The organism is Synergistetes bacterium HGW-Synergistetes-1, assembly GCA_002839185.1.
Classification (GTDB): domain Bacteria; phylum Synergistota; class Synergistia; order Synergistales; family Synergistaceae; genus Caenicola.
Map to the genome: position 1 here is coordinate 226,698 of PGXO01000001.1, position 14,021 is coordinate 240,718.

Below are 14,021 nucleotides of genomic sequence, written 5' to 3' on the forward strand. Positions count from 1 at the left end.
CTCCTTTCAATAACAGGAAGAAAGCGCAAGCCAAAGGTCCTGGCATATCTGCCCTGCGCTATTATACTGTTTTCCTCGTTCAATGTTGTTTTTATCCAAGTGGATATCATACAGTCTGATCAGGCTTTTGGCAAAATCCTTGCCTGTTCCCCTGCCGTCCCATAATATAGCTCTGTTCTCTGAGGAAAAGGAGACCGCGTTGTGATACTGATGATTGTCCGCGGCGCCTTCCCAGGGTATCACAAGAGATGGTATCCCAAGGACTGAGACCTCTGTGAGAGTAGATCCTCCGCCCCTGACTATTGCCATGTCCGCCAGGCTGTATAGAAGTTCTGTCTTCCAGACCCTGGGAAGAAGGAATACATTTTCTTTTACTTTCTCCGCTATTTCAGAGACGGCTGGGAGAATTAATGTCCAGTCTGCAAAATCTTCCTCCGAGGATATATCCATTACAAGATCTTTTATAGAAGTACTGCCAAGCGAGCCTGAAAATACCAGAAGCCTTGGACCGTTCGGGAGCTCTCCCTGCAATCCAAGTTCATTCCATGCATCCTTCGGAGGAACTTGGGGAAATTCCCTCACAGGCACTCCTATCCTTGTGTATTTCGAAAAAGGCAGAGGCAGACATTCGCGCCAGCCTGAAAAAATCTCAGCTCCCATCTTTGATGCTATCCTCGAAACCTTTCCTGCGTAGGCATTCTGCTCGTGTACCGCAAAAGGTATCCTGAGTATCTTGCAGGCCATAAGCATAGGAAAGGATACATACCCACCAAAGAGCAGTACACAGTCCGGGGCCGAAAACCTGAGGAAATCGACCGATTTTTTTATTGCTGAAAGCTGGCTGTATGTTCTTTTGATCTTATCCAGCCCCTGCCCGGAAAACGGAGAGCCGTCGATCTGCAGCTTATATGGCTCTATGGCAGCAGAACTGTATATCTCAAGTTCAAGAGGGCGCTTTCCACAAATATATGAGACAGACACATCAGGTTTGTTTTTCCCGATCCATTGTCCGAAAGATATTGCCGGCCATATATGGCCGCCTGTTCCTCCTGCTACAAGAAGCAATCTGGTCGTCATGGCCTATCCCTCTCTCAGATAGCTCTCTTTTTCCAGGCGAAGCATTATTCCTATCCTGGACCACATTGTCAAAAGTGAAGTGCCGCCGTAACTGATAAAAGGAAGCGGCATCCCGGTCAATGGGATGAGCTTTGTCACTCCCGCCACGTTTATTACCAGCGGAATCACCACTGTAAGAGTGACTCCCCATGTAAGGGACGTCTTAAAGCCGTCAGGGACCCTGTAGTAGATCATTTTCGTCTGGCTTACCCAGAATGCGAAAAGTCCTATAACGCCCAACGTACCCATAAGGCCAAGCTCTTCTCCTATAGCAGCATAAATAAAATCGGTGTATGCCGCAGGCAGGTAGTTGAGTTTCTGAAAACCATGTCCCAACCCGGCGCCCCAAAATCCTCCATTGGAAAATGCAATAAGTCCCTGTATCGCCTGAAAACCCTTATCAAGCGGATCACTCCAGGGATCCAGGAATGCTGAAACTCTCCTCATCCTGTAAGGCTCAAAAAAAATCAGCATCGGGAAAATACAGCCGCCAAGCAGTCCGCCTGCGATAACAGGCCACTTCCATCCTATCCTTTCCACGTACATACCCATGGAGACTAAAAAAATCAATATTATCGTTCCGAGATCAGGCTGCAGTGAAAGCGGTACTGCAGCAAGCACCACAAGTATTATCGTAGATAAAAATGCTTTTCCAGGGTCTTTGTTCCATCTTGAAAGCAGCTTTGCAAGGTGGAGTGCTACCGCAAGGCAAAGCAGCTCCCCAGGCTGGATGGAGACAGATGATCCTGGAACATTTATCCATCGGCTGGCCCCTCCCACATTCATGCCTACCCCCGGAATAAGCGGCAGCCAGCACATCACCCAGGTCAATATCAGTATGGGAGCACTCAATTTGAACCAGAATCGCAGAGGTATGGCAAAGACCACAAACATTCCCGTTAGCGCGACAAGAAGCCATTGTGCCTGTTTTATTCCCATCTGAAAGGGAGTCCCTGTAAGGGTAAAAGAATTCGGGCTTGTTGTCGAAGTTATCATAAGAATCCCTACCCCACTCAAAATCAGGGGGATGACCCAAATAAATGGGTTGATCCTGAATTTCTTTTTATTCTCCCTAACTTCTTCCATGCCGTTCATGACTTAAGAATCTCTCTCTATTATCCCTTTTGCCAGCTCACAAAAATGGTCTCCCCTCGCCCCGTAGTTAGGATACATATCCCAGCTCGTACATGCGGGCGAGAGTAGCACTGTATCTCCTGGCACTGCGTTCCTGTATGCTTTTTCTACCGCCTCTTCCATGGTCGATACTATCGTATAGCTTACATATCCGGCCGCATCAAGCGCCGATGCTATCTTTTTCTTTTCTGCACCAACCAGGACAGCACTTTTTGCATATTTCAAAACCGCTTCAGCAAGTGGCGCATAATCCTCGCCTTTGCCCTGTCCTCCCAGAATTATTATTTTACTTCCTTTCAGAGAACTCATTGCGGTCACTGTTGCCGCGACGTTAGTGCCTTTCGAATCGTCAACGAATGTGATTCCTTTTATCGATCCTGCAAAGGCGCAGCGATGTTTTGGCGGCTGGTAATCAGAGATAATTGCAGGATCCGCAGGCCCATGCCCCAGCAGCACAAGGGCCGCCGATGCCATTGCAGTATTTTCAATATTGTGGGATCCGAGCAGTTTAACTGCGTCGAAATCAAATAGCCTTATCGGCTCCTCTTCCTCCTTAACGCAGATGAAAACAGCAGAGCTTTCTCTGTCTATATATATCCCTTTTTTGCTGTTGTCAGACTTTCCCCAGCTTAACGGGTACCCCATGCCCTCCGGCACATTGAGTTCTTTCGAATCCCTATACTGGTAGATAGCATTTCCGTTCGGAGCAAGTGACCGTATAACGTTGGCCTTTGCTTCCACGTATTTTTCGTAAGAACCGTGCCAGTCGATGTGATCCGGTGCAAGGTTGGTCACAACAGCAATATCGCATTTGAATTTATTTACCTTGTTCAGCTGGAAACTGCTGAGTTCAAGCACCAGAAAGTCATTCTTCTCATAAGCTGCATTCGCTGCGGGATTTCCAATGTTGCCGCCTGTCATCGAAGCCGCCCCGGACCTTTCCAGGAGAAACCCCGTCATAGAGGCTGTTGTCGTCTTCCCGTTGCTTCCAGTTACAGCTATTATTTTGCCAGACATGTAGGGATAGACAAAATCCAGCTCGCCTGTCACAGGGATCCCTTTGGAGACTGCAAGCTTTAAAATGGGTATATCCTGAGATACTCCTGAACTGAGGAGGATCTCGTCACAGGCAAGAACCCTTTCTGTATTTCCTTCCTCTTCCCAATCTATTCCCATAACGTCAAAAGCTTTTACACTCTCTTCAGTGATCTTTTTGAGATCGGAGACAAATACTTCAGCTCCCAGTTTTCTGGCAAGTTCAGCCAGTGATCTGCCGCTCACTCCGGCGCCGATCACAGAGACCCTTTTGCCCTTATATACAGTATTGTTCTCCATTTTGAAGCCTCCAACCGAAAAAATTTGCTGAATGCCAAACTACTATTTATACCATAAATATCAATAAAAACAACAGCGACATCAAAATAAGCATACCTGCTGCGTGAACTATCCAGAAACGTGTGACTATCTGGGTCTCTTTCCATCCCAGCATTTCAAAATGGTGATGGACAGGACTCATAAGAAATATTTTTTTGTTGAATGATCTAATTGAGATTATCTGAATTGCGACGGAAATTATCTCCAGTCCGAATATGAACGAAATGGGAATGATAAAAATAAAAGCTCCTGATACTACACAGAGGGAAAGAAGCAGTCCGGCAAAGAAATGCGCCCCTACATCACCCATAAAAACACTCGCCGGGCATGAATTATGCCATAAAAAACCTAAACATATGCCGGCTGCAGAACCGATCGAGATGATCACGGAGGGTTCACCACCCAGAAAAGAGAGTGCTCCAAGGAGCGAGATCAGTACAGATCCGGCAGCAAGTCCGTCAAGACCGTCGGTTACATTGACCGCGTTCTGAAGTCCAACACCCGTGAAGGTGATAAGCCCGATCCCCACATACCGGGGTATCAGGATCGTCGGAAAAAGCAGCATAGAGTCAGGTGTGACCCACACAGCCCATGGAATGGTCACTATTATCTGAAGGACAAGTTTTTCCATGCTTTTAAGACCGTCGCTTGATCTTCTGGAATATTTGATCCAGTCGTCCCAGAAACCTACCACTGCTGCTAGCACGGGATAAAGTGCTATTTTTGCAAGTGTATTCAGGTCAGCAAATGTGCTCAGAAAAGATCCTGCATATATGGAAACAAGGAAAACCGGAACAAAAATAATACCGCCCATTGTCGGAGTGCCAGTTTTGGTTTTTTCATGCCATGACGGTCCATAGAGCTTTGTTACCTGCTCTATTTTCAATCCGTGCATTTTCTTTATCCATAACTGCTGAAAAAATATTTCAGCAAAAAAGGACAAAGTGAAGACCATCACAAATTCAGTGTACATATTAACCCTCCGTTAATAGTGCCACAAGCCTCTTTAGTCCGTAAGAGTTTGAACCCTTTACCAAAATCACTGAATCAGGAAAGGATACTGTACGGGTGAGGTTTGTTATTTCTTCGAACGTCCTGTACCGTTGCGCGTTGACAGGCATTTCGACCGTTGGGTCAAACCATTCTTCTCCCAAAAGAATGACATTGCTGAACGCGGGGAGCGACCTGAGTATCTCCATATGCCATTGAGCCGAAGCCCCGCCAAGTTCTCTCATTCCGCCAAGTACGGCATATGCCGAAAGCCCTGAACTCTCTGCCACTTCTATGGTATTTTCGATCGCCGCCATCATTGAGCGGGGATTGGCATTGTATGCCTCATCTATTACCCATTGATTTTGGGGCAGTTTTTTACATATACCTCTACCTGATATTGGCAAGAATTTTAGAAGTATTTCTGTGGCTTCTGAAATTTCCACTCCAAAACTCTGTGCCGCAATGAAGGCATAACCAACATTATACGAATGCTGGGATCCGAAAAGTCCGGTCTTAAGTTCAAAGCGTTTTCCATCAAGATCATATGAAGATATTAGAAGAGCTCCTTCACCCGACAGTGAGATAACAGAATCAACGATTTTAAGTCCGCTTTGTTCTTTAATTCCAACTCCGATTTTCATAATGTTATTATAATTATAAGACAGTTTATTTTTAAGAAGCTCATTATCTGAGTTATATATTATCATTTCAAGTTTTTCCGAGGTACATATCTCCATTTTGGCACTTAGAACGCCTTCAATGTCCTTGAAGCCTTCCAGGTGTGCCGGAGCGACCTCAGTGATGATCGCCAGGTGAGGAGGAAAGAGTGATACCATATCCCTTATCTCGCCAAAATGGTTCGTCCCGAACTCAAGTATCAATATTTCCGTATCTTCAGGCATGGCAAGGATGGTCAGGCTGCATCCGATGACAGTGTTAAAGCTTCTGATAGCGCTGTGGACCTTTTTACCTGGCTGCAGAAGGCTCACTGTTAGCTCCCTGGTTGTCGTTTTCCCCACGCTGCCAGTTATTCCAATTACCTTGGGTGCCTGAACTTTTAGATATTCGCGGGCTATCTCTGCAAGTGCTTTTTCTGTATCGGGAACTGCTATAACTGCAATCCCTGCATATTCGAGCTCCAGAAGCATGAGTTCTTCTATCTTGTCCGAATTTACAAGCAGAAGCTTTGCTCCTCTTTCTACTGCTTTATGCACAAAATTATGCCCATCTGCATTCTCACCTTTTAATGCAACAAACGCATCTCCCGGACCTACTTCTCTGCTGTCATTCTTCCATGAACGGCACAACTGGATATCAGGCCCGTAATGTATTCCGCCTGACCATAAAACAGCATCTGAAACCCTGGACTGTGACATCAGATCACCTCTTTGCCTTTTTCCCTGCACCACTCCAGCATGACGTTTTTATCCAGGAACGGTATCGCCCCATCTTTCAGTATCTGGTATGGTTCAGGTCCCTTCCCCGCTATCAGGAGGATATCATCCGGGCCTGTCCTGCTAAGCCCTTCAAATATCGCTGATTTCCTGTCTACTATAATTGTGTATTCAAGAGAGTGTTTTTTCGCTCCCTCTTCTATTTCGGAAACTATGACGTCAGGATCTTCGCTTCTTGGGTTGTCCGAAGTAATGATGACGGAATCAGCAAGCCTTGCTGCTATCTCACCCATTATGGGACGTTTTGTCTTATCCCTGTCGCCCCCGGCACCGAAGACAACGAAGAGCTTCCCTTTGCAGACGCTTCTGAGGGACATAAGCACTTTTTCAAGGCTGTCCGGGCTGTGGGCAAAATCGATCACACATGTGCCAGAGCCTGATATTATGTAGCGTTCAAGCCTTCCGGGAACCTGTTTCATCAACAGCAGCCCCTCCATTGCAGTTTTGTCGCGTACTCCCAGTGACCAGCATATTGAAAGAGCTTGAAGAGCATTCATGATATTGTACTCTCCCAGCAAAGGAAGCCGTGAAGCAACCGGTATCTTTGAATCCGGTGTGCTTATTTCGACATCCATGCCTTCGATCGAAGTTCCCTTGACCTCAGCAAAGAATCTTGAGTCTTTTTCACTTGTGCCATAACTGATCGCCCTGCTGCCAAGGTCGCTTATGAGGCGCCTCCCATAGCTGTCATCACTGTTTACTGCAGCCATCCAGTTGTTTCGCATATATTTTTCAAAAAGGGTCTTTTTGGCCGTAAAGTAGGATTCCATGTCTTTATGGAAGTCAAGGTGGTCTACTGTCAGATTCGTAAAGCCTGCCCGGTCAAAGAAAACTCCTTCTATTCTTCCCTGAACTATCGCGTGGGAAGAGGTCTCCATTACACATGCGCTGCAGCCGTTATTGACCATCCTGCTGAGCCAGTACTGAAGATCGGAGCCTTCGGGGGTAGTATGTTCGGCATCCACAAATTGATCTCCGTCATCGTAGTATATAGTACCCAACAAGCCTGTTTTGATCCCTGCGTGATCAAGGATCGATTTTGTCATAAAAGTAGATGTAGTCTTTCCGTTTGTACCGGTCAGGGCGATCATCGTCAGTTTCTTTACCGGTTCGTCATAAAGGACCGATGCGACTATCCCCATGTTGCGCCTGATATTCTCAGAAATGATCTGCGGCACCTGGAGGTCGAGCTTCCGTTCGCACAGCAGTACAGAAGCTCCCGATGTGAAAGCTTTTTCAGCATAGTCATGCCCGTCGCTGTGGTCTCCCTTAACGCAGGCAAATATCGTCCCCGGAAGAACCTTTCTGCTGTCTGAAACCAATTGGGAAATTTCAGGGTCATTTTCCGAGCTCCGGTTCTCCGGCAGCCACAATCTGTATTTCAGATCGCTTTTTTCAAGTTTTGCAAGCAATTCTCTTATTTTCACAAAAACACCCCCGCTTACAGGTCAGTTTTCAAATTTTAATATTTAATGAGGAGAGTTGAAAATACAAATATTATCAGATATACTTTCTGCCCCTTTTACTGCACCAAGCATCCATTGCATTCTTATCAGAATATGGGACAGGCCCTTCCTTCAGTATCTGATAAGATTCGGGACCTTTGCCGGCAAGCAGCAGTATATCTCCGCTCTTCAGGTTTTCAAGGCCAAAATCAACTGCTTCGTTTCTGTCGATAATAACACTGCATTCAGCCGCATGTTTTTTGGCTCCCTCAAGTATCTCTGCGGCAATGGCTGCAGGGTCCTCGCTTTTGGGATTGTCAGAGCTTATGATCACTTGGTCAGCAATTCTGGATGCAGTCTCTCCCATAAGGGGGCGCTTACTTATATCGCTCTCTCCGCTTGCGCCGAAAACAACTGTCAGTTTCCCCTCGCATATTGTCCTCAGTGCAGTAAGGATCTTTTCAAGACCGTCCGGGTTATGCGCAAAATCTATTACACATGTTCCGCTCTCTTCAATAAGGTATCTTTCAAGGCGGCCCGGCACCTGCCTCATTTTGACAAGTCCCTCAAGCGCGGCTTCACATCCTATGCCAAGTGTCCAGGAAAGAGAGAGGGCCTGAAGAGCGTTCATAACATTGTAGACGCCAAGAAGCGGAAATTTTCTCTCTGTGGGGTTTTTCAGATCGGGTGTTTTTATCTCTACATCCATGCCTTCAACCGAAACTTTTTTCACACATGCGCAAAAATCCGCCTCGCTGTTCATAAGACTGTATCCAACGCAGCGTATTCCAAGTTCCCGGTGAAGACGATCTCCGTACGGGTCATCAAGGTTAACGGCCGCACGCCAGTCACCGCGCATGTAGTTTTTGAAGAGGCTGCTTTTTACTTCGAAGTAGGATTCCATGTCAAGGTGGTAATTGAGATGATCTACAGTCAGATTGGTAAAACCTGCCCTGTCATAGAGTACCCCGTCGATGCGTCCCTGACTTATGGCGTGGGATGAAGCCTCCATTACACAGGTACTGCATCCGTTTAAGACCATTTTGTGGAGCCAGGCCTGAAGGTCGGAGCCTTCCGGTGTCGTGTGCTCTGCATCTTCTTTCAGTATCCCGTCGTCACACCAGACTGTCCCAAGCAGGCCTGTCTTTATTCCTAAATTCTCCAAAATAGACTTTGTCATGAATGTAGAGGTAGTTTTGCCGTTGGTACCAGTTATCCCAATCATCTTAAGCCTGGAAACAGGTTCGTCATACAGTTTAGAGGCGACCCGGCCCATGTTTCTCCTGACGTCAGGACAGACCAGCTGTGGAATATCGATATCAATTAAGGGGTGTTCACAAAGCAGAGCTGCTGCACCTAAGGAAAGTGCCGCCTGCGCAAAGTCATGCCCGTCTGAATGCTCGCCTTCCACACATGCAAAAATAGAACCCTTTGTGACTTTCCTGCTGTCCGAGACCAAATTATCAACTTCAGTCAGCAAGAGATTTCCGGGATCTGAAGTACTGTGGATCCTGACATCTAGAGGGCTTTTTTTCAACAATGAAACCAGAGTGCTAAACTTCATACAAATACACCTCAATCAGACCCAAAGCGCAATTTTATTACCAATATATTCAAAGGGTCAAGAAATAAATTATCAGTTAATACTCACCGATCTTTCAGTTTAATTCGGTTTTCATAAGATCCTTTTCAGGAGGAGATACCTGCACAATGTCTTCAACAATCGCTTTGAATATAGGTGCCGCTATCTGGCCGCCGTAGTACCTGGCACCCTGCGGCTCACCGAGGCTGATTATCATCACATACTTTGGTTTTTCAGACGGCCAGAAACCCACAAAAGAAGCGACATAATGTCCTTTGGTATATTCGCCACCCGTTGCGATCTGGGCAGTCCCTGTTTTACCCGATATTGAAACTTTTTCCGTAAAAGCAAGTTTGCCTCCACCTTCACTTACAACCATTTTCATCGCGTTCCTCATAAACTCCGCGGTCTTGGGCGACATGACCTGATAGCGTACCCTGCGTCCGCCTTTATGTATTACCTTGCCATCACTGTCCTGTACCTCTGCTATCAGATAAGGTTTCAGCAGCGATCCGCCGTTGGCTATGCTGCCGATCGCCATGACCGCCTGCAGCGGAGTAATCGCGATTCCCTGTCCGATAAAAATATTTGCTGGAACAGTTCCAAGCCACTCTTCGGGGGATTTGATAAGCCCCGACTCCTCTCCCGCAAGCTCGATCTCTGTTTTTTCACCGAAACCGAACTGCCTGAGCATTCCGTATGCCTGATGCCTCGGTACTCCCATAGACATAATGCTCATTCCAATATTGCAGGAATTCATCAATACGTGAGTAAGATCCTGGAGTCCGTGCGCTCTTTTGTTGACTTCGCTCATGGACTTGTCTGCAAGCCTCATGGTGCCTCTGCAGTTATAAGTACTGTTCTTATTAGCAGCAGCTGTTTCGACCGCTATTGACATTGTAATAGGCTTAAAGATCGATCCGGGTTCGAACACTCTTCCTACTGCATTATTCCTTACTGCATTTTGATCTTTAAGATTTTTCCTGTCATTTGGATCCAACGAAGGATAACTTGCAAGAGCCATAACCTCTCCGGTATTAGGATCCACACAGACACCGGCGCCCCATGAAGCTTTTGCGGCTTTTGCCCCTTCGCTCAAACGCCACTCCATTATCTGCTGTATCCGTGAATCTATCGTCAGTCTTATCGAGCCGGAAGTGTTTTTCAGGACTCCTGATTTTCCACCCATGATATCCAATGTTTTTCCTTTGGAATCCCTTGTCATAAATCTTGTCCTGGGAGGCGAGAAAAGTATGTGGTTCCAGGCAAGCTCAACTCCGGCCTGTCCGTAATCATCAATATCACAATAACCAAGAACATGTGATGCTAGCTCTCCATGGGGATAGACTCTGATCCTCTCGCTTATCGTATAGAGTCCCGGAATCTCTTTTTTTAAAAATGCATCTGCTTTTTCTTTTGGAACATTCCTTATGACCCAATGGAATCGGCCCAGAAGATTTTTGGAGAATTTCTTTGCTATGTTTTCGCCGAATGGTTTTGAAAGCAGATCAGCGCTTTTAGGATCCCAATACTTTGGGTCTATAAAAAAACTTGTGGCAGGCACAGAGACTGCCAGCGGGATCCCGTTACGGTCATTTATTTCCCCTCTGGAGGCACTGACTGCCACGCTTGCCCAGTATTGTCTCTGCGACTGCCTTACTACTCTTGTGTCGGGGCTGAGCTGGATCCATGCCGTACCTGCCGCAAGGATTATCAGCACTAAATATACGGCCTTCCACACAGACTTTGACCGTCTGATGTTCTCAGGCTCATTCTTTTTAATTCTTGGCATGTGCCTTCCTTACAAAAGGATTGATGTAATCAAGAAAACCTGTTTTTTCTTCCATAGGATATACGACCGCCTGAGCCACCATGATGTCAGAATTATCTACTTTGACTGTCCTTATATCCTCAGCATTCACCATGCCAAGCTCTTCTCGGGCATAACTGTATATCCTTGCCGGTGAAAGCAGTTCCGAATATTTTTTCGACATGTCGAGATTGGATTCCCTGCATGCTTCGATCCTTCCTGCCGTCTCAGAAATGCGATGTTCAAGATACAAACCATAAAGACGCAGGGTCCCAAGCGCAGCTGCGCATATAAAAACAGATAAAAAGCAAATTACGAAAAGTGATGAATGCGGTCTTTCATTTTCATGTCGGCATTCTGTGTATTGCATCGGCTTTGTCACCTTTCCTGGAAATTTCTGTTTCTGATTCAAAAATCCTGAGTTTAGCGCTTCTTGATTTATGATTGTTTTCTATTTCGGTCTCTGAGGGAGTTATGGCTTTCCTTGGCTTTGCCCGGCCCAAACCTTCCTCCTGCCACTTTCTGAATCTGGTTTTAACTATTCTGTCCTCAAGCGAATGATAAGATATCGTTATGATCTTCCCGCCGGGGGCAAGTATCTTCAGTGATCCATCCAGAGCTTCTTCAAGAGCATTCATTTCATCGTTTACCGCTATCCTCAGCGCCTGAAAGATCTTTCTTGCGGGATGTCCTCCCATTTTTCTCTGGACCGGGGCGGGCAGTATCTTCCTTATCAGTTCGACAAGATCCCCTGTAGTGACGATGCTTTCTCCTGCTTCTCTATTTCTGACGATGCCTCTGGCGATCTGGTACGCATACTGCTCTTCTCCATATTTCCTGAAAACTTCTGTAAGCTCTTTTATTGACCAGCTGTCAAGTATTTCCTTCGCAGTCAGTTCGCTGTTCGTCTCCTCGGCTGCGTCCATTCTCATATCCAGCGGACCGTCCTCCTGAAAAGAAAAACCCCTGTCTGACTCTGTGATCTGCATGTTCGAGACCCCCAGATCGAACAGAACGACTGACGCACCTGTCCATCCCGGTCTCTCTTTTAGCTTTTCAATGTGCCTGAAGTTGTCAGCTTCAATTTCAAATCTTTCCGAAAACCGCGACAGATTGTCCTGAGCTATTATTCTTGCGTATGGATCCTGATCGAATCCTATTACATAGGCACCAGTACAGTTATTAAGAATGAATCCGGAATGCCCTCCCAGCCCCAATGTCGCATCTACCGTTATCCCGACATTTTCCCAGGGCATGAGTGCTTCAAGCACCTCATTCACCATTACCGGGACATGTTCTTTCATATTCCTTCAAGATCCTCAGCGAGATCACTGAAATCCATCAGGACTCCGCTGCGCTGTTCTTCCCATCTGATGCTATCCCATACCTCGAGATGATCTTCAAGGCCGATGAGTGTCACTTCCTGATCCACTCCTGCATACTCCCTGAGCCCTGAAGGTATCAAAACCCTCCCTGAACCGTCTATTTCCAATTCGGTGGCCATAGATAGCAATACTCTTCTGAAATCGCGGGTCTTTTTTTTGAAAGAAGAAAGATCTTTAAGCTTCAGTATCAGCTCTTCCCACCTGCTGACAGGATAAAGCGCTATGCAGCGGTCTATGCCGATAGTCGCAACTATGGAAGAACCCAGTTCTCCCCTGAAGCGAGCGGGCAATACAGTTCTGCCCTTACCATCAAGTTTATGGTTATAACTTCCCACCAGCATAGATAAATCACCCACTTTACTCCACTTTGTACCACTTTGTCCCACATTAAACCCAATGATATCACAATGCAAGACCTTAAAATTTAATCCTATAATCTAAATTAGTCCTATAGAATCAAAATCTTAAAATTGTTTGATTATGACAGGGTTTTGATAGCTTTTTTGTTATAAAAACGCGTATTGGTTCCTCTGTGTATGCATACAAAGAAAAATCATAAAACCTAATATTTTAAATTTATTGTACTTTTTACTTAAAAAAGAGTGGCGACAGGTTTTAAAACCTGTCGCCACTCTTTAAACGGGAGCACTCAATAAGCCGGGTTTTGTAAAGGACTAGGTCCTCTCCAGCCATTTATCTAATTCCGCCCTTGCAGACGGACTTAAGCGGTCGTACCCGGGAGTCAGCGGGCAGCTTCATACTCCCCTATTCGACCTTGCTCCGGATGGGGTTTGCCTGGCCCGAAGGTCACCCTTTCGGCCGGTGGGCTCTTACCCCACCTTTTCACCCTTACCCGCTTTCGCAGGCGGTATATTTCTGTGGCACTTTCCCTGAGTTCGCACCCGCAGGATTTTATCCTGCATCCCGCCCTGCGGAGCCCGGACTTTCCTCCCGCGCATAGCGCCGGCGGCTGGATCTTGTACTCCCAACACAAGTATAGCAGATTTTATCTGCACATAAGACCGACTGGCCCAAAATCAAAGTTAAACTTTGATTCAGGCCAGTCGATAGGGAATGTTGATTTTTAAAATGCAAGGCTGTTAGTGGGAACGGACGATCTCCTTTATGACCATCAGCCTCGAAAGGGTTGAGCGTTCCATTTCCTCGAGCTTCATTGAGATAGAGTGAATTGCTTCAACAAACGAAGGGATCATTACGTGCTCCAGTGCGTTTACCCTTCTCCTTGTCCTCTCTATCTCCAGAGCCATTGACCTGAGGGCTTTCTCTTCAGCGGCAAGTTTTACCAGCCTTGGCATAAGTTTCAAAAACTGCTCAAGTGCAATGTCAAGGCTTCCCGGTGAAGTGCCAAGTCCGTAGTTGAGCTCGACTTTCTGTTCAGGCAGCTCAAACGAAGGGGCGCGTACACTCATTATGTTTACAAAATGTACATTTACTCTCATGTTTCCGCCTGCGTTCATGAGGGTCTGTTCCAGCATTTCCGGCAGAGTCTGTGCTCTTGCAAGCAGGAAACCCGCATAGCAGGAACTGATCTCTTTTTCGATCTCCTGCCTGAGTTCCCAGACAAATTTCGCTTTCGCAAGAAAGGCCTTAACGAGTGCGTCCTGCTTATCTTTCAGCAGTTTGTGCCCCCTCTTGGCTACGACAAGCTGTCTTTTGAGCTTTGAAAGCTCCATCCGGTTGGGGTTGACGTTCAGTGCCTTCGCCATT

12 protein-coding genes and 1 other RNA gene are annotated in these 14,021 nt (G+C 46.4%); all 13 read right to left on the bottom strand.

From position 1 onward, the window contains the following. Positions 1 to 6: 6 nt before the first annotated feature. Positions 7 to 1,077, bottom strand: coding sequence for a UDP-N-acetylglucosamine--LPS N-acetylglucosamine transferase (locus CVV54_01115; protein PKL05448.1), 1,071 nt, complete (start codon positions 1,075 to 1,077; stop codon positions 7 to 9). A gap of 3 nt (positions 1,078 to 1,080) precedes the next feature. After that, a complete protein-coding gene (locus CVV54_01120; GenBank protein ID PKL05618.1) occupies positions 1,081 to 2,202 on the bottom strand; it encodes a cell cycle protein in 1,122 nt (373 codons plus the stop codon). Between the two features lie 12 nt (positions 2,203 to 2,214). Next, positions 2,215 to 3,585: a UDP-N-acetylmuramoyl-L-alanine--D-glutamate ligase gene (gene murD, locus CVV54_01125; protein ID PKL05449.1), complete on the bottom strand. Its 1,371-nt coding sequence runs from the start codon at positions 3,583 to 3,585 to the stop codon at positions 2,215 to 2,217. Between the two features lie 46 nt (positions 3,586 to 3,631). After that, positions 3,632 to 4,597: a phospho-N-acetylmuramoyl-pentapeptide-transferase gene (locus CVV54_01130; GenBank protein ID PKL05450.1), complete on the bottom strand. Its 966-nt coding sequence runs from the start codon at positions 4,595 to 4,597 to the stop codon at positions 3,632 to 3,634. A 1-nt stretch (position 4,598) separates the two neighbouring features. Then, positions 4,599 to 5,993 (bottom strand): UDP-N-acetylmuramoyl-tripeptide--D-alanyl-D-alanine ligase, encoded by a 1,395-nt coding sequence (locus tag CVV54_01135; GenBank protein ID PKL05451.1) that lies wholly within the window; start codon positions 5,991 to 5,993, stop codon positions 4,599 to 4,601. Continuing rightward, positions 5,993 to 7,498, bottom strand: coding sequence for a UDP-N-acetylmuramoyl-L-alanyl-D-glutamate--2,6-diaminopimelate ligase (locus tag CVV54_01140; GenBank protein PKL05452.1), 1,506 nt, complete (start codon positions 7,496 to 7,498; stop codon positions 5,993 to 5,995). The genes CVV54_01135 and CVV54_01140 overlap by 1 nt, the downstream gene beginning before the upstream one ends. A gap of 73 nt (positions 7,499 to 7,571) precedes the next feature. Continuing rightward, on the bottom strand, positions 7,572 to 9,080 hold the full coding sequence (locus tag CVV54_01145; GenBank protein PKL05453.1) for a UDP-N-acetylmuramoyl-L-alanyl-D-glutamate--2,6-diaminopimelate ligase: 1,509 nt from the start codon (positions 9,078 to 9,080) through the stop codon (positions 7,572 to 7,574). Positions 9,081 to 9,174: 94 nt separating this feature from the next. After that, positions 9,175 to 10,890 (bottom strand): penicillin-binding protein 2, encoded by a 1,716-nt coding sequence (locus CVV54_01150; GenBank protein ID PKL05454.1) that lies wholly within the window; start codon positions 10,888 to 10,890, stop codon positions 9,175 to 9,177. Continuing rightward, entirely contained in the window at positions 10,877 to 11,278 is a 402-nt protein-coding gene (locus CVV54_01155) for a hypothetical protein (protein PKL05455.1), read from the bottom strand. Before CVV54_01155 ends, CVV54_01150 begins: the two co-directional genes overlap by 14 nt. After that, entirely contained in the window at positions 11,253 to 12,212 is a 960-nt protein-coding gene (locus CVV54_01160) for a 16S rRNA (cytosine(1402)-N(4))-methyltransferase RsmH (protein PKL05456.1), read from the bottom strand. Before CVV54_01160 ends, CVV54_01155 begins: the two co-directional genes overlap by 26 nt. Beyond that, entirely contained in the window at positions 12,209 to 12,634 is a 426-nt protein-coding gene (gene mraZ, locus CVV54_01165; protein PKL05457.1) for a division/cell wall cluster transcriptional repressor MraZ, read from the bottom strand. The genes CVV54_01160 and mraZ overlap by 4 nt, the downstream gene beginning before the upstream one ends. A gap of 296 nt (positions 12,635 to 12,930) precedes the next feature. Further along, positions 12,931 to 13,280, bottom strand: an RNA gene (rnpB, locus tag CVV54_01170) — RNase P RNA component class A. Positions 13,281 to 13,393: 113 nt separating this feature from the next. Continuing rightward, on the bottom strand, positions 13,394 to 14,020 hold the full coding sequence (locus CVV54_01175) for a V-type ATP synthase subunit D (protein PKL05458.1): 627 nt from the start codon (positions 14,018 to 14,020) through the stop codon (positions 13,394 to 13,396). Position 14,021: the final 1 nt, after the last annotated feature.

Bases quoted from the DNA above. Each gene is read 5' to 3' on its own strand.
- CVV54_01115 (PKL05448.1), bottom strand. From the start codon at position 1,077: ATGACGACCAGATTGCTTCTTGTAGCAGGAGGAACAGGCGGCCATATA.
- CVV54_01120 (PKL05618.1), bottom strand. From the start codon at position 2,202: ATGGAAGAAGTTAGGGAGAATAAAAAGAAATTCAGGATCAACCCATTT.
- murD (PKL05449.1), bottom strand. From the start codon at position 3,585: ATGGAGAACAATACTGTATATAAGGGCAAAAGGGTCTCTGTGATCGGC.
- CVV54_01130 (PKL05450.1), bottom strand. From the start codon at position 4,597: ATGTACACTGAATTTGTGATGGTCTTCACTTTGTCCTTTTTTGCTGAA.
- CVV54_01135 (PKL05451.1), bottom strand. From the start codon at position 5,993: ATGTCACAGTCCAGGGTTTCAGATGCTGTTTTATGGTCAGGCGGAATA.
- CVV54_01145 (PKL05453.1), bottom strand. From the start codon at position 9,080: ATGAAGTTTAGCACTCTGGTTTCATTGTTGAAAAAAAGCCCTCTAGAT.
- CVV54_01150 (PKL05454.1), bottom strand. From the start codon at position 10,890: ATGCCAAGAATTAAAAAGAATGAGCCTGAGAACATCAGACGGTCAAAG.
- CVV54_01155 (PKL05455.1), bottom strand. From the start codon at position 11,278: ATGCAATACACAGAATGCCGACATGAAAATGAAAGACCGCATTCATCA.
- CVV54_01160 (PKL05456.1), bottom strand. From the start codon at position 12,212: ATGAAAGAACATGTCCCGGTAATGGTGAATGAGGTGCTTGAAGCACTC.
- mraZ (PKL05457.1), bottom strand. From the start codon at position 12,634: ATGCTGGTGGGAAGTTATAACCATAAACTTGATGGTAAGGGCAGAACT.
- CVV54_01175 (PKL05458.1), bottom strand. From the start codon at position 14,020: ATGGCGAAGGCACTGAACGTCAACCCCAACCGGATGGAGCTTTCAAAG.